The 15,681-nt window shown below is 60.5% G+C and carries 13 protein-coding genes; 6 read left to right on the forward strand and 7 right to left on the reverse strand.

Annotated features, from left to right (window positions below; all coding sequences use genetic code 11):
* Positions 1 to 40 precede the first annotated feature (40 nt).
* Positions 41 to 949, forward strand: a complete 909-nt coding sequence (gene rpoH, locus WGT02_RS17120) for an RNA polymerase sigma factor RpoH (protein ID WP_024315654.1) — start codon at positions 41 to 43, stop codon at positions 947 to 949.
* Between the two features lie 72 nt (positions 950 to 1,021).
* Here the strand turns inward: rpoH and WGT02_RS17125 are convergent, their stop codons facing one another.
* Positions 1,022 to 3,367, reverse strand: a complete 2,346-nt coding sequence (locus WGT02_RS17125) for a hypothetical protein (protein ID WP_208249845.1) — start codon at positions 3,365 to 3,367, stop codon at positions 1,022 to 1,024.
* A gap of 60 nt (positions 3,368 to 3,427) precedes the next feature.
* Positions 3,428 to 4,726: an adenylosuccinate synthase gene (locus WGT02_RS17130; RefSeq protein WP_024315652.1), complete on the reverse strand. Its 1,299-nt coding sequence runs from the start codon at positions 4,724 to 4,726 to the stop codon at positions 3,428 to 3,430.
* A 197-nt stretch (positions 4,727 to 4,923) separates the two neighbouring features.
* Between WGT02_RS17130 and WGT02_RS17135 the strand changes: the two genes are divergently transcribed.
* Complete coding sequence (locus WGT02_RS17135; protein WP_208249843.1) at positions 4,924 to 5,841, forward strand: DMT family transporter; 918 nt, start codon at positions 4,924 to 4,926, stop codon at positions 5,839 to 5,841.
* Here WGT02_RS17135 and WGT02_RS17140 read toward each other — a convergent pair.
* From WGT02_RS17140 to ung, 5 genes are all read right to left on the reverse strand, one after another.
* Positions 5,838 to 6,683, reverse strand: a complete 846-nt coding sequence (locus WGT02_RS17140; RefSeq protein ID WP_024315650.1) for a GNAT family N-acetyltransferase — start codon at positions 6,681 to 6,683, stop codon at positions 5,838 to 5,840. The genes WGT02_RS17135 and WGT02_RS17140 overlap by 4 nt on opposite strands.
* A 377-nt stretch (positions 6,684 to 7,060) precedes the next feature.
* A complete protein-coding gene (greA, locus tag WGT02_RS17145) occupies positions 7,061 to 7,543 on the reverse strand; it encodes a transcription elongation factor GreA (protein ID WP_208249841.1) in 483 nt (160 codons plus the stop codon).
* A 258-nt stretch (positions 7,544 to 7,801) separates the two neighbouring features.
* A complete protein-coding gene (locus tag WGT02_RS17150) occupies positions 7,802 to 8,410 on the reverse strand; it encodes an alpha/beta hydrolase (RefSeq protein ID WP_024315648.1) in 609 nt (202 codons plus the stop codon).
* 11 nt (positions 8,411 to 8,421) lie between these two features.
* The gene (locus WGT02_RS17155) at positions 8,422 to 9,354 is read right to left on the reverse strand and encodes a VOC family protein (RefSeq protein WP_208249839.1); all 933 of its coding nucleotides are present in this window, start codon (positions 9,352 to 9,354) and stop codon (positions 8,422 to 8,424) included.
* 139 nt (positions 9,355 to 9,493) lie between these two features.
* On the reverse strand, positions 9,494 to 10,195 hold the full coding sequence (gene ung, locus WGT02_RS17160) for a uracil-DNA glycosylase (RefSeq protein WP_208249836.1): 702 nt from the start codon (positions 10,193 to 10,195) through the stop codon (positions 9,494 to 9,496).
* A 155-nt stretch (positions 10,196 to 10,350) separates the two neighbouring features.
* Between ung and WGT02_RS17165 the strand changes: the two genes are divergently transcribed.
* The 4 genes from WGT02_RS17165 (at position 10,351) to WGT02_RS17180 (ending at position 15,671) form a co-directional block, all read left to right on the forward strand.
* On the forward strand, positions 10,351 to 11,775 hold the full coding sequence (locus WGT02_RS17165; RefSeq protein WP_024315645.1) for a phosphomannomutase: 1,425 nt from the start codon (positions 10,351 to 10,353) through the stop codon (positions 11,773 to 11,775).
* A 36-nt stretch (positions 11,776 to 11,811) separates the two neighbouring features.
* Entirely contained in the window at positions 11,812 to 13,239 is a 1,428-nt protein-coding gene (locus WGT02_RS17170; RefSeq protein ID WP_208249833.1) for a mannose-1-phosphate guanylyltransferase/mannose-6-phosphate isomerase, read from the forward strand.
* A 96-nt stretch (positions 13,240 to 13,335) separates the two neighbouring features.
* Positions 13,336 to 14,652: a UDP-glucose/GDP-mannose dehydrogenase family protein gene (locus tag WGT02_RS17175; RefSeq protein ID WP_208249831.1), complete on the forward strand. Its 1,317-nt coding sequence runs from the start codon at positions 13,336 to 13,338 to the stop codon at positions 14,650 to 14,652.
* 2 nt (positions 14,653 to 14,654) lie between these two features.
* Positions 14,655 to 15,671: an NAD-dependent epimerase/dehydratase family protein gene (locus WGT02_RS17180; RefSeq protein ID WP_024317303.1), complete on the forward strand. Its 1,017-nt coding sequence runs from the start codon at positions 14,655 to 14,657 to the stop codon at positions 15,669 to 15,671.
* The last annotated feature ends 10 nt before the right edge of the window (positions 15,672 to 15,681 follow it).

The raw sequence follows: 15,681 nt of genomic DNA on the forward strand, positions 1-15,681 counted from the left end.
GTTCCATTGGGAACCGGAATTCAGATAGGAGGGTGCTCTTATGGCCCGAAATAACTTGCCGTCCATTACCGCCGGCGAAGCCGGTCTCAATCGCTATCTCGACGAGATCCGCAAGTTCCCGATGCTGGAGCCGCAGCAGGAATATATGCTGGCGAAGCGCTATGCGGAACACGGCGATCGCGAAGCGGCACACAAACTCGTCACCAGCCACCTGCGCCTCGTTGCGAAGATCGCCATGGGCTACCGCGGCTATGGCCTGCCGATTGGCGAAGTCGTCTCCGAAGGGAACGTCGGCCTGATGCAGGCCGTCAAGAAGTTCGATCCGGAACGCGGTTTCCGTCTTGCCACCTATGCTATGTGGTGGATCAAGGCTTCGATCCAGGAATACATCCTGCGTTCTTGGTCCTTGGTGAAGATGGGTACGACCGCCAACCAGAAGCGGCTTTTCTTCAATCTGCGTCGCCTCAAGGGCCGTATCCAGGCCATTGATGACGGCGATCTGAAGCCGGAGCACGTCGCTGAGATCGCCACGAAGCTGAACGTCTCCGAGGAGGAGGTCGTTTCGATGAACCGTCGCCTGTCGGGCGACGCGTCGCTGAACGCACCGATAAAGGCCTCGGAAGGCGAATCCGGCCAATGGCAGGATTGGCTCGTCGACGACCATGACAGCCAGGAAGAAGTTTTGATCGAGCAGGACGAACTCGATACGCGCCGCCGTATGCTGGCGAAAGCGATGAGCGTTCTGAACGACCGCGAGCGCCGCATCTTCGAGGCGCGTCGCCTTGCGGAAGAGCCGGTAACGCTGGAAGACCTCTCGTCCGAGTTCGACATCAGCCGCGAACGCGTTCGTCAGATCGAGGTCCGCGCCTTCGAAAAGGTCCAAGATGCCGTGCGCAAGGAAGCGCTCGAACGCGCAAAGGCCGTTCGGGTTGTCGAAGCCACGGCCTAAGGCACAAATTCTCTGCAAATGAAAAGGGCGGGACCAGATGGTCCCGCCCTTTATTTTGCCCTCAATCGGCAATCACTGGCTGGTCGATACGTCGCCGAAAGCAGCCCATTCCTTGATCGCGGCGTTGAACGCCTCCCCACCTGTGGCGCCCTTCTGCATCGTCAGAAGCGCGCGGCGGCCGTTGCGATAGGTGATCGGAATATCGATCCAGTCGCGGCTTGCAAGAAGTTCGAGGTTCGCCTTGCGCGCATCCGGATAGTCGTTGAGCGCAATCATGTGGAAATCGTCGGTGATCTTCGCCGGCACGGCAATCAGCGCGTCGCCACGATCCTGCTCGGTGCGCTTCAGGGAAATGCGCTGAACACTCTCGATGGCTCCGCCTTCGAAATTCGGCGGCAGCGAGAAGACGACCTCGACGATGTGGCTCGCCGGCAGGGACGGATCGGAATTGCGTTTGAACGTCAGCTGCGCCGACAGATTGCGTTCCGGAACGGTTACGGTCGCCTGTACGGTCGCTTCCTGCCTGCCGTCCGAGCCTGCCTCGTGCTGGAGGGTCCAGACGACCGAGCCCTGGATGGCGGTCGGCGAGCTCTGGCCGATCCGCTCCTCGTAAAGGAACATCTTCTCGGTGGAACCGAGCGGCGCGGCCTGCGTCGCTGCTCCGGCCGCCGGCGGCGTCGCCGCTGGCGCGGTGGCAGCCGGGGCGCTTGCTGCTTGCGTCGCTGAGGTCGCTGGCGGCGTCGTATCGGCCGAAGCAACGTTCTGCTCGGCTACCGACTTTCCTTCCGCCGTCGGCGTTCCCGGAACGGAGGCGGGGCCGCTGTCGACCTCGGTACCATCGGCAAGAAGCCGCTGGTTGAACTTGTTGTTGACGGAAGCGCCGTCATTCACGGAAGCAACTTCCTTGTTTGCTTCAGCCGGCTTTGCGTCACTGGTCTGCGGCGTTGCCGTATCGGGCTTGGCAGGGGTCTGCTCATTCTTCGCGCTCTGCGAAGGAGCGGCGCTGACAAGGTTCTTCACCATTGACGACAACGCATCCCGATTGGTCCAGGCGGCATATCCGCCGCTGCCGACCACGCCCAGCGCAACGAGGATCGTCACGATGGAGCCGATGCCGAAGCGGCGGCGCTTCGGTTCCATACGGAGGTTTTTGCCCTGGAATTTGGCAGCAACGGCGCTGTCGAGATCGGCGGCAGGAACGCCGTCATCATCCTCGGCAACGACGCCACGATTGTCGTATCCGCGAAGCGGCCTTGCCTCTTGCCAGGCTGGATTGGCTTCCGGTGCAGCTTTTGCTGTCGGCGTCCCATGAACTTCCGAGAAGAGATCGCCGTCATCGAAATGGGCGGTGATCGGGATCTTCTTGCCATTTTCGATCGGTGGCAGGTCGTCGAAGGCTGCAGCCTCCCAGGAGAAGCCCTCGTTCGCGGCGGGCATCTTCACGCCGGCCGGCGTGTGGTCGATGCCTGCAATGACGTCTTCGAACGCGCGGGCCGCTTCACTTGCGGTAGCAACTGGCGCTGCTTCGGAAAACTGCCTGAGTTCTTCGAGCGCCCAGTCCGTCTGCGCATCCTTAGCCGGCGGTGCAGGCGTTTCCTCGACGGGCTCTGCCCATACCGGATCGAAATGTCCGGCGGCATCCGCGTGGAGCGGCTCCTCCTGGCTGCGATCCACGAATTCTTCCGGCGGACGATCCAGCCCAAAGACCGGTTCGACCAGGCGGTTGGTCAGATCGTAGTCGCGCGCAATCGGCTGCAGAGCCGGTTCCTCGTGGGGCGGCGCGGCCGGTCCGACAATGGGCTCCTCAGGTGCGCCAACGGGCTCCTCGTGACCGTCGTGATCCTCGTGAACAACCTCTTCGGAATGAGCGGCATGCCCATGCTCGACAGGCTCGGCTTCGCTGACAGGAGCCGGCGGCTCTTCATGCGCCCAATGTGCGTCCTGCTGCTCGGCATGTTCCGGCACAGCAGCGACAGGCTCCTCATGATAAGGGGCAGGTTCTTCGTGATAGGGAGCGGGCTCTTCGGTCGGCTCTTCGTCGGCAGGCGCAGAGCCTTCGGCTGCCACACGGTCTTCGTGGACCGGCGTCTCGTGCGCCGGTTCCTCAGCTGCGGCCTCGCTGGCAAGCCGTTCCCGGTCATTGCCGGCGTCAGCGCTTGCCTCGACCTCAGGCCCGGCCGCGAGCGCAGCATCGTCGACTGGAACGGCCTCGGCATGCTCCGCTTCGACTTCGCCGATTGCAGCTTCGAGCTTTTCAAGCTGTCGTTGCAGCATCGCTTCGGGCGGGCGCGGTTTCATATTCTCGAGCTGCCGCTGAACAGCACCGCGAGCGCGCTCGTAGACTTTCACCCGCATCTCGGGAGTATTTTCAGACAGGCCGTCAACCGCCCGCCGGATCACTGCGATAAAATCCGCCATTCGAACTTTCTCTAAGAGTGCGGTCCGCCCTGCGAACCGCACAAATAATGACCCGCGACCTTAATCCTCAAACGGATCGGTCACAAGTATCGTGTCGTCACGCTCGGGACTTGTAGACAAGAGAGCGACAGGCGCCCCGATCAACTCTTCGACCTGGCGGACATACTTGATCGCCTGGGCCGGTAGGTCGGCCCAGCTGCGCGCGCCGACAGTGGATTCCTTCCAGCCTTCAAGCGTCAAATAGATCGGTTCGACGCGAGCCTGCGCGCCTTGGCTGGCCGGAAGATGATCGATCTGCTCGCCGTCCAACTTGTAGCCGACGCAGATCTTCAGTTCGTCCAGGCCGTCGAGAACATCAAGCTTCGTCAGCGCGATCCCGGTAATGCCGTTCGTTGCAACCGACTGGCGCACCAGCGCCGCATCGAACCAGCCGCAACGACGCTTGCGGCCGGTAACCGTGCCGAATTCGTGGCCCTTTTCGCCAAGGAACTGGCCGATGTCGTCATGCAGCTCGGTCGGGAACGGCCCCTCGCCGACGCGCGTCGTATAGGCCTTGGTGATGCCGAGGATGTAACCGAGCGATCCCGGGCCCATGCCCGAGCCGGCCGCAGCCTGACCGGCAACGGTGTTCGAGGACGTCACGAACGGATAGGTGCCATGGTCGATGTCGAGCAAGGTGCCCTGCGCGCCTTCGAAGAGGATGCGGGCGCCCTTGCGGCGTTCCTTGTCGAGGAAAAGCCAAACGGTATCGCGGTAGGGAAGCACGCGGTCGGCAATCGACGTCAGCTCGGTCATGATCGTGTCGTGGCTGACCTCGGCGACGCCAAGGCCGCGGCGCAGTGCATTGTGGTGCGTCAGGATGCGGTCGACCTTGCCCGGCAGCGTATCGAGATCGGCGAGATCCATCACGCGGATCGCACGGCGGCCAACCTTGTCTTCATAGGCCGGACCGATGCCGCGGCGTGTGGTACCGATCTTCGTGCCGCTGTTGGACGCTGCATCTTCGCGGAAGGCATCGAGCTCGCGGTGCAGCGAAAGAATAAGGGTCGCGTTGTCGGCAATGCGCAGGTTCTCGGGAGAAATCTTCACGCCCTGCTTTTCCAGCTTCTCGATCTCGGCGATCAGCGCATGCGGATCGACGACGACGCCGTTGCCGATTACAGCCATTTTGCCGGGACGCACGACGCCGGATGGCAAGAGCGACAGCTTGTAGCTGGTCCCATCGATGACCAGCGTATGGCCTGCATTGTGTCCGCCCTGATAGCGCACAACGATGTCCGCACGTTCCGAAAGCCAATCGACAATTTTGCCTTTGCCTTCGTCACCCCATTGCGAACCGACCACGACTACGTTCGTCATTCACGTCTTCCTGTTAAAGGCGGATTTAACCGCACCCTTCTCAAACCCGCGCATCTATAATGCTTTGTTACCGGGAAAGCGACCCTGTTATGCCGCCGGAATCGGCTTTTTACGTGACAAATCAGCCATCATCGGGCTATTGGCCGATCATACCCTGAGGTTGAGAACCGCATCGCCGCCATCTGAAAGAATCGCCTGTGCAGGTCGCCGCTTATATTTCTCTCGTCGTCGCAGCGCTGTGCTGGGGCGCAAACGCGGTGGCGGGCAAGCTCGCGCTTGGGCACGTCAGCCCGATGATGCTGACGTTTCTGCGCTGGTTCCTTGCAACAGCACTGATTGCCGCCGTTTCGTTACCGCAATTGAAGCGCGACTGGCCGATTGTCCGCAGGAATTTGCCGCTGCTCTTCTTTTACGGCGTCATCGGGTACACGCTCTTCAACGCCATGCTTTACTCGGCCGTCAAGTATACGACCGTGATCAACGTCGCGATCGAGCAGGCCGGCATTCCGATGCTGATCTTCCTGCTGAATTTCGTCTTCTTCCGCACAGGCGTCTCTACTGCGCAGGTCGTCGGCTTCGCCATGACACTCGGGGGCGTCGCATTGACCGCCGCGCATGGCGACCTGACGACCCTGCTGCGGCTTGACCTCAATCGCGGCGACGGCCTCATGCTGATTGCTGTCGCCGCCTACTCGGTCTATACGATTTTTCTTCGCTGGAAGCCGCCGCTCGACTGGCGCACATTGATGGCCATCCCCGCGCTCGGCGCGACGCTGACCGCCGTGCCGCTTCTCATTTGGGAGGGCAGCCAGGGCGCCGTTCGGCTGCCTGACAGCAAAGGCTGGCTGATCGCCTTCTACACCGCGATCTTCGCCTCCCTGCTCGCACAGATCCTTTACATCAAGGGGGTTGAGGCGATCGGCGCAAATCGCGCCGGGCTCTTCATCAACCTCGTTCCGGTCTTTGGCACGCTGTTGTCGGTCGCCCTGCTTGGCGAGCAGCTGCAGGCCTTTCACTTGATTGCGCTTGCGCTTGCATTGGGCGGCATCGCCATTGCCGAAAAAGGCCGCCCTGAGCGAGCTGCCTCGACGGCGCCTGCTTCGCCTATGGATTAGCCGAGCTCCAGCGTCGTTACGCCGAAGACGTTCTTGAGCGCAACGTTTGGCGCTGTTCCCCGATACATCCGGGCGGTTTCGAAGACAGGCGCCAAGCCCATGCTCTCGGCAAGCTCAACCGCCTCCCCATTGCTGGTCGGAATATCGATGAAGACCTTCGCTCCCTTGGCATGCGGCGTGAGGGCCGAAAGCAAGGCTGCGGCGCTATCCTTGTCGGCTGCAAACAGCGGGCCGATCTTGTAGCCTTCATAACAACGGCGGATCGTCCCGTACCCACGGATCTTGCCACTCTTGCGCACCACAGCCGAGTGCCGGTCCTTGCGCGTTGCACACCACGACGCCACAAACGCCGGCCGCGGAGCCGGAAAGATCGTCGCGTCATAGCGCAGCAATCCGTCAAGCTTGCCTGAGACGGCTTGCGCGACCAATGTCGATTCCGGCACGGCTGATATCACGCCACCGTAGCGAACCGTCCGATAGGCCTCTTCGAAACCGGCCTTGCGGTAATTGTCTTGCTGCGCTGGGACACCGTCCAGGCCGATGCTGCGGCCTTCCGCAGACGCCATGCCGGTATTCCAGATGGCTTTGCCGTAGCCCCTGCCCCGAAAATCCGGATGAACGATATAAAGCCCGAGGAACGCAAAATCCTCGCCATATTTGACGACGGAAATCGAGGCGACCGGCACCTCCCCCAACACGCCAACGAAAAAACCGGATGGGTCCGCATCGTGGAAGGCATTGGAATCGTCGAGGCCGGGATTCCAGCCCTCCTGACGTGCCCATTCAAGCACTAGCTCCAACTCACCGGGTCGCATCGGGCGAACGGCAAACTCCGAATTCATGCGGCATCCCTAAATCAGATCGACCGCAAGTACGCACTCGCGGGACAAACAAGAATGAAAGTCTAACAGCCGTAAAGCCAGCCGGCAGCGAAGAAACATGTTCATGGCTGAGGCGATCTGCATCGATCGTCATGAAGCACGACCCGAAATTCTTCGCATCGCAGTATCATGGAACAGGGAGATTACAATCTCAAGGGAATTACTTAAGACAACATGAAGGCACGGCAAATTCCCAGTAACGGCCACGTGAGGGCAACCAATTTTTGCTTTGCGCCAAGATCGTCCACGTACGACTGGGAACAGTTCGCATACCCGAGTTTCAGAGTCATAAGCTTCGAAACCGGCCGTCGCGTTCGCATGATGCCGAGATGGACGCCCTAAGAGATGGCGATGACCTCAAGCTCTTGACCGCCTACACTGACGACATCACCAATCGTTTTGCCGATGAGGGTCCTTGCCACCGGGGATACGAAGGAAATCGAGCCAGCTTTGGGATCAGCTTCGTCCTCTCCCACCACCCGATAGGTCTGTACGCGTCCATCGTCACGGCCGAAGGTCACGGTGCTTCCAAAGGCGACGTTGTCGAATGAAGTCGGGTCAGGGATAACCTGCGCCGTGCGAACGCGTGCGGCCAAGTAGCGTAAATCCCGTAGTGGGTTTGCTGCCTGCCGCCGTCGTTCATTCACGTCCTCTATGGTGCTCGCGGCATCGTAGGCTTCGCGAGCTTGCTGGAGCTGCAGTTCCAAAGCCTTCAACCCCGCTTCCGTAACAAGGTTCGGATGCGGCGAAATTGGACGGTCAGGCAAAAGCGTTTCCGACGCAGCTTCGGCACTTTCTTCTTTGACGAAGGCAACACTCAATTTCGAAACTCCGCTTTGGTGCTCTCTGTGGTCTTGGAGCGCATGAACGATAGTCCTGAATGATCGGAACCACGCATATCCAGCAACAGTGCGGCGACACCGACTGGATGGTGGCAGCCGCAATCGATCATATACCATCTTATCCGATGGTCACAGCGCCCACCGGAATATCACAGCCACAGATAAGCCTATTGGAGTATCACCCTCCGCATTCGAATGGGGCTGTCGGATGGCCAAGGGCCATTCGACAGGAGCCACTTAATGATACGGGTCGAAGAACCTGTGAATGGCGTCGATTTCGTTCTGTCGGATATCGTGCCCACCTGCATGCCACTCGGTCGTGACAAGAGCATTCTGGGCTTCGAAGTAGTCGGCCAAAGCCCTCGTGACGGGCGCAGGGCTGATCGGGTCGCGCTCACCGGCGGTGATCAATATCTTGCGCCTAGCCAGTGCGGTGTTCGCCTTCGGCTGAAATGGGATCAGCGGATGCATCAGCACCGACGCATCGAACAGTCCCTTATCGATCAATACGTTGGCAAGAATATTTGCTCCGTTCGAGAAGCCAAGTCCGAGGATATCGGTGGCCTCATGTTCTTTCGCCAGCGTTGCGACATAGGCGGCCATCTTCTCCGTTGCTCGGGCAAGATCCGTCATGTCGTAGACGCCCTCGCCAGTGCGTTTGAAGAAGCGTGCCGAACCAAACTCCGAGACGTCGCCGCGCGGCGAGACAATCGTCGATTCCGGCAATAGGCGCCGCGCGAAATCGAAGAACTGGTTTTCGTCGCCGCCCGTTCCGTGCAGCACGAACAGAATGGGCTTTCCGGGTGCACCGGCCTGCAGCCGGTGCGCATAGCTGTTATCGGTCATCATGCTTCCCCTTAGGCTTCAAGCGGCTGCAAGTGCTGCTCGATGAGGGCACGCAGGTGTTGGTGCTGCTGCGGCAGCTTCAACGCTTCGCCAAGATGTGCGGTGTCCTCGTCACGGTTGAATCCGGGCTCGTTCGTCGCAATCTCGAACAGGATGCCGCCCGGGGTCCGGAAGTAAATCGCCCAGAAATAATCACGGTCAATGACAGGCGTAACCTGATAGCCGGTGTCCATCAATGCCTTGCGTACTTCGAGCTGCTTCTCTCGGTTTTCTACGGCGAAGGCCACGTGATGAACGGAACCTGCACCGGGCAAAGCGCGCGAAACGTTCGGCATCGTTTCAAGATCGACGAGATGCGCGCCGTTGCCACCAGGAATGGTCAAGCGTTTCACGCCATCGCGTTCTTCCTGGACGTCGTAGCCCATGAACTTGAGCAGTTCGGACGTAGCACCGTCATCGCGCAACCGCATGGCAACCGAGTGGAAACCGCGGATCGCGTGATCCTCGCTGATGCCGCCGTGCGTCCAGGGCAGGCGATTGTCGTCGTTGACTTCGACAAGCGCAAAACCGTCGCCATCAGGACCGGCAAAGTTCAGGCGCTTTTCGCCGAACGTTTCCTCGGTTTTCAGGCCGGTGATGTTCAGCTTGGTCAGGCGATCGCTCCAGAAACCGATCGAACCCTGCGGGACCGAGAAAACGGTGGTTCCGACTTCGCCGGTTCCAGGGCGACCTTGCGCCATCTTCGGGAACGGGAAGTAGGTCATGATGGTGCCGGGCGCACCGGTTTCGTCGCCATAATAGAGGTGATAGACGTCAGGCGCGTCGAAGTTCACGGTCTTCTTGACGCGGCGCAGGCCGAGCGCGTTGGTGAAGAATTGGTTGTTGGTGCGGGCATCCTCCGCCATCGATGTGACGTGGTGCAGGCCCTTGATTTGATCGAGCATTTGAGACCCCTTTCTTGCCCGCCTCGCGGGCTTCGGATGGGGTATAGATGATTGCTAAGGGCCGATTGGAATAGTCCCGCCGACCGGAACGCATTGTCTCTTTCTAGTGAACGACAAAATGAAATCGTTCAAAAAGAGCCTAGATTTCATCTGCGGCGGCGGGCAGCGGCCAGTCGATCGGTGCCCGACCGCGCGCCTGCAAAAACGCGTTGGCCTTGGAAAAATGGCCGCAACCGAAGAACCCGTTGTGCGCGGAGAGCGGTGATGGATGCGGCGCCTTCAACACAAGATGGCGCGACGTGTCGACGAAGGCGGCCTTGCGCTGGGCGTAGGCGCCCCAGAGCATGAACACGACGGCATCGCATTCGTCATTGACCTTGCGGATGACTGCGTCGGTGAAGCGCTCCCAGCCCTTGCCCTGGTGTGATGCGGCCTGCGCCTCCTCGACCGTCAGCACGCTGTTTAGCAAAAGCACTCCCTGCCGCGCCCAGTGCTCCAGAAATCCGTGCCGAGCCGGCGGAATGCCCAGATCGCTCTGCATTTCCTTGTAGATATTGACGAGTGACGGTGGGATTCGAATGCCCGGTCGAACGCTGAAACAAAGGCCATGCGCCTGGCCGAGCCCATGATAGGGATCCTGCCCCAGGATCACGACCTTGACGTCGGCCAGTGGCGTCAGGTCAAGAGCGCGGAAGTACTCGGATCCCTTGGGAAATATCCGTTTGCCTTCCTGTTTCTCGGCGACGAGGAACGCTTTGAGTTGCTGCATGTAAGGGCTGGCGAATTCGCAGGCGAGAGCCTCTCTCCAGCTTTCCTCCAACGCAACCGACTGTTCATTCATGGACGGTCCTCGTCCGCTTGGATGCGCTTTCAGCTTGCCTCGAAGCGGGATTTGGCAGACATTTTATTGTTCGTCGGGGTTCACTATTTACGAACGCTGAGTAGATTGCGGTCGAATCGCTGGTGAATTCAAGCGTATCCGGGGGCTTATTCAGGATGAAATTCGGAACAAGTGGGCTTCGCGGCCTGTCTGTTGACCTCAAGGGGCGAGCTTCGGCGCTCTATGCCACCGCCTTCGGTCGCTATCTGCTCGACAGTGGAATGGCGCGCCACGGCGATGCCCTGCTGATCGGCGAGGACTTCAGGGATTCCAGCCCTGAAATCGCGGCAAACTGCGCCGATGCTTTGGCCGGCCTCGGCTTCGACATTCTCGACTGCGGCACCGTCCCAACGCCGGCGCTTGCGCTCTATGGCCTGCAGCAAAAGGCCGCTTGCCTGATGGTAACGGGCTCGCACATTCCAGCCGATCGCAATGGCATAAAGTTCTATCGGCCGGACGGTGAGATAGGCAAGGCAGACGAGGCAACGATCACGGCCGTGGCCACAGAACTCGATCGCGCCGGTTTTGCGTTTCAGCCCCGCGGCACCAAACCACAGGATCGGTCTGTCGAATGCCTGGCAGATTTCCGCGAGCGGAATGCCAATATTCTCCCCACAGGCGCGCTCGACGGCGTCAAAGTCGGTGTCTACCAACACAGCACGGTCGCCCGTGACCTGCTGGTGGACCTCTTGAAGCATTTCGGCGCAACAGTCGTGCCGTTTGGCCGTTCGGAAGCATTCATACCCGTCGACACCGAGGCCGTTTCGCAAGAGACGATTGCCAAGCTCAAGGATGTCGCAAGGCAGCATGGCCTCGACGCGGTTGTTTCTGCGGATGGTGATGGCGATCGCCCGTTGGTGGCAGATGAGACCGGCACGCCACTGCGCGGCGACCTGCTTGGACTGATCGCCGCAGACTTTCTCGGCGCGACATCGGTGGTGACGCCCGTGACTTCGAATTCCGGCATCGAAGCTGCCGGTCGCTTCAACATCATTCGCACCCGAGTCGGCTCTCCCTTTGTGATATCAGGCATGCAAGACGCACTCGCAGCCGGGCAGACCCATGTCGCCGGTTTCGAGGCAAACGGAGGCGTGCTGACCGCGAGCGACTTCGACGTCAACGGCCATAAGCTGCGCGCCCTGCCGACGCGCGATTGCTTCGTGCCGATCCTGGCGACGCTGTCTCTCGCAGCATCCAGACGGCAGCCGCTTTCGGTCATCGCCGCCTCCTACCATCTGCCGTTTGCCGCGGCCGACCGCCTTGAGAATTTTCCGGTTGAGACCAGTGCCCGGTTGATGGCGCATCTCCGTGCCGGCTCCGTCAATCTCGCGGCGTTTCTGCAGCCGATCGGCGAGGTCGGCGGCGTCAGCGACATCGATGGGCTTCGCGTCACGCTGAAGGACCGAGGCATGATTCATTTCCGCCCCTCCGGCAATGCCCCCGAAATGCGCTGCTACGCCGAGGCGGAAAGCGAAGCCGCCGCCCTGGCGTTGCTGCACGCCGGTCTGGAGCGGATTCGCTGGTGGGCGCAGGCGAACTGATTGGCGAAGCAAAAGAGATATTCAAGGACACTCCAAATGACACAGAAGATCGTTCCCGTGATTATGGCTGGCGGTAAGGGCACGCGCCTCTGGCCGCTGTCGCGTGCTGCAGCACCGAAGCAATTCATACAGTTTATCGGCGACAAGACACTTTTCCAGGAGACACTGCAGCGCGTGTCCGATCCGGCGCTCTACGAGGCTCCTGTCGTTCTCACCAACGAAGAGTTTCGCTTTCTCGTCGCCGAGCAGGCACGCGAACTGGACATTGGCCTCGCCGCCATTCTGCTCGAACCGGTCGCCCGCAACACCGCTGCCGCCGTTGCAGCGGCTGCGACGCTGGTGAGCAAACGCTTTGACCAAGACACAATCATGCATGTGCTTGGCTCCGACTATGAGATCGTCGCCGACGACACCTATTTTGACTGCGTCCGCATCGCAGCTGCGACAGCCGCCGAAGGCAAGCTCGTGACGTTCGGCATCCAGCCGACCGAGCCGGCAACCGGCTACGGCTATATCGAAGGCGGAGAAGCGCTGACGACCGGTGCAAGGGTGGTGGCACGCTTCATCGAAAAACCGCCGCTCGCCAAGGCGGAAGAGATGCTCGCCGCAGGCAGCTTCTATTGGAACTCCGGTATGTTCATGTTCTCGGTTTCGTGTCTGCTCGATGAATTGCGCACCCACGCTCCCGAAACGATAAAGGCGGCCGGAGAGGCCGTCGCAAACGCCAAGACAGATCTTGATTTTACGCGCCTCGATCGGTCAGCGTTTTCCGCCGCGCCGAACATCTCGATCGACTACGCCATCATGGAAAAGACGAGCAACGCCGCCGTCGTCCCCTCGCCCTTCAAGTGGTCCGATCTCGGCAGCTGGGATTCCGTCTGGAAGAGCGGCAGCCGCGACGAGCATGGCAATGTGGCGGCCGCCAATACGACCGTCGTCAATACCAAGAACTCGCTCATCATGACACATGGCGTGCATCTCGCCGTCCAGGGCATGGACGACATCGCCGTCATCGCCAGCGAGGACGCCGTCTATGTCGGCCGGTTGCAGGACAGCCAGGACGTTGGAAGCATCGTGAAAATGCTCGCTGCCGCCCCATCGACATCGCAGCTGACCGAGACGCACCCGACCTCCTACCGGCCGTGGGGCGGCTACACGTCGGTGCTGAACGGCGACCGCTTCCAGGTCAAGCGCATCTTCGTCACGCCGGGCAAGAAGCTGTCGCTGCAGAAGCACCATCACCGCTCCGAGCATTGGATCGTCGTCAAGGGCACGGCCGAGGTGACGATCGGCGAAAACGTGCAGATGCTCAGGGAAAACGAATCCGTCTACATTCCGCTCGGAGAAATCCATCGCTTGGCCAACCCCGGCAAGATCATGCTTGAACTGATCGAAGTCCAGACCGGATCCTATCTCGGCGAAGACGATATCATCCGCATCGTCGACGAGTTCGGGCGCAGCTGATCATCTCTGTCTTGAACTTATAAACGACGCCCTGTAACACCATTGCGGCCCCGGCCAATCGGCCGGGCCGCGATTGCTGTCCCAGGGAATGTACCCATGCGTATTGTGATGATTGGCTCGGGCTATGTCGGCCTTGTCTCCGGTGCCTGCCTCGCCGATTTCGGCCACCATGTCACCTGTGTCGACAAGTCCGCCGCGAAGATCGACGCCCTCGAAGCCGGCAAAGTTCCGATTTTCGAACCCGGCCTTGATAACATCATCGAGCATAACCGCAGCGCCGGTCGCTTGGATTTTTCCAAGGAGCTGGCGGCATCGGTTGCGGAGGCTGAGGTCGTCTTCATCGCTGTCGGCACGCCGTCGCGGCGCGGCGATGGCCATGCCGACCTGAGTTACGTCTATGCGGCCACCCGCGAGATCGCGGCGGCGGTCTCCGGATTTACCGTCGTCGTCACCAAGTCAACGGTTCCCGTCGGCACCGGCGACGAGATCGAGCGCATCTTCCGCGAGGAATTCCCCGAGAAGGATATTTCCGTCGTCTCCAATCCGGAATTCCTGCGCGAGGGCGCCGCAATTAGCGACTTCAAGCGCCCGGATCGCATCGTCCTTGGCACCGAGGAGCCGCGCGCCGTGGAAATCATGCGCGAGGTCTATCGCCCCCTCTACCTCAACGAGGCACCACTCTACTTCTGCGAACGCCGCACCTCCGAGCTGATCAAGTACGCGGCCAACGCCTTCCTGGCGATGAAGATCACCTTCATCAACGAGATCGCCGACCTTTGCGAGCAGATCGGCGCCGACGTGCAGAAAGTGGCCAAGGGCATCGGCATGGACAAGCGCATCGGCGACAAGTTCTTGCATGCCGGCCCCGGCTACGGCGGCTCGTGCTTCCCCAAGGATACACTGGCGCTGGTCAAGACCGCGCAGGATTATGACAGCCCGGTTCGCCTCATCGAGACGACGGTCGCGATCAACGACAACCGCAAGCGTGCCATGGGCCGCAAGGTCATCGCCGCCTGCGACGGCACTGTTCGCGGCAAGAAGATTGCGATCCTCGGCCTGACCTTCAAGCCGAACACCGACGACATGCGCGACGCGCCGTCGATCACCATCATCCAGGCGCTGCTGGACGGTGGCGCCAATGTTCAGGCCTACGATCCGGAAGGCATGGAGATGGCAAAAGAGGTTATCGGCCCGATCACCTACGGCAACGACCCCTACGAGATCGCCGAAGGTGCGGACGCCATCGTCATCGTCACCGAATGGGACGAATTCCGGGCGCTCGATCTCAAGCGGATGAAGTCGCTGGTGAAAACCCCGACGATCGTCGACCTGCGCAATATCTATCCCGTCGCCGAAGTGACCAAGCATGGCTTTGCCTATTTCGCTATCGGAAAGAAGAACGAGAAGCAGTAGAGATGCGCTATTTCATCACCGGCACTGCGGGCTTCATCGGCTTTCATCTTGCCCGCCGCCTGCTGCAGGATGGCCACGAAGTCGTCGGCTTCGATGGCATGACGCACTACTACAACATCAAGCTCAAGCACATGCGCAACGCGGCGCTGGCACAGTTTCCGGCCTTTCGCTCGGTGACAGCCATGCTGGAAGATCGCAAGGCCCTGGAAGAGGCCGTGGAAAGCGCAACGCCCGATGTGATGGTGCATCTCGCAGCGCAAGCCGGTGTGCGCTACAGCCTCGAAAACCCGAAGGCCTATCTGACGTCCAACCTGGAAGGGTCCTGGAACATCCTCGAGATCGCCAAGGATGTCGGTGTCAACCATCTGATGCTGGCCTCGACCTCGTCGATCTATGGTGCCAACCCGACTGTTCCCTTCCGCGAGACAGACCGGGCGGACGAGCCGCTGACCTTCTATGCGGCGACGAAAAAATCGATGGAACTGATGGCGCACAGCTATGCCCATCTCCACAAGATCCCGACCACAGCCTTCCGCTTCTTCACCGTCTATGGCCCCTGGGGCCGTCCCGATATGGCGCTCTTCAAGTTCGTGAAGAACATGCTGGAGGACCAGCCGATCGAGATCTACGGCGAAGGCCAGATGAGCCGCGACTTCACCTATATCGATGACCTCGTGGAGGCGGTTGTCCGGCTCTCGTCCGTTGCTCCGTCGGAAGCCAACCGCGTGGCCGACCAACGTGTCGAGACGCTTTCGCATCAGGCTCCGTTCCGTGTCGTCAATATCGGCGGCGGTCAGCCCGAGAACCTGATGACCTTCGTCGAGACCGTCGAAAAGACACTCGGCCAGCCGGCAAAGCGCAAGATGCTGCCGATGCAAAAGGGTGACGTGCCGCGCACCTTTGCCAGCCCCGATTTGCTGGTGGCTCTGACCGGCTACAGGCCGGAGACGACGCTGAATGTCGGCGTGAAGGCTTTCGTCGACTGGTATCTGGAAGCCCGCGGCGAACTCGAGCCGTAAGCGCTCTACC

The sequence above is a fragment of the Rhizobium sp. T1470 genome (assembly GCF_042140505.1).
In the GTDB taxonomy this organism is placed as follows: domain Bacteria; phylum Pseudomonadota; class Alphaproteobacteria; order Rhizobiales; family Rhizobiaceae; genus Rhizobium; species Rhizobium favelukesii.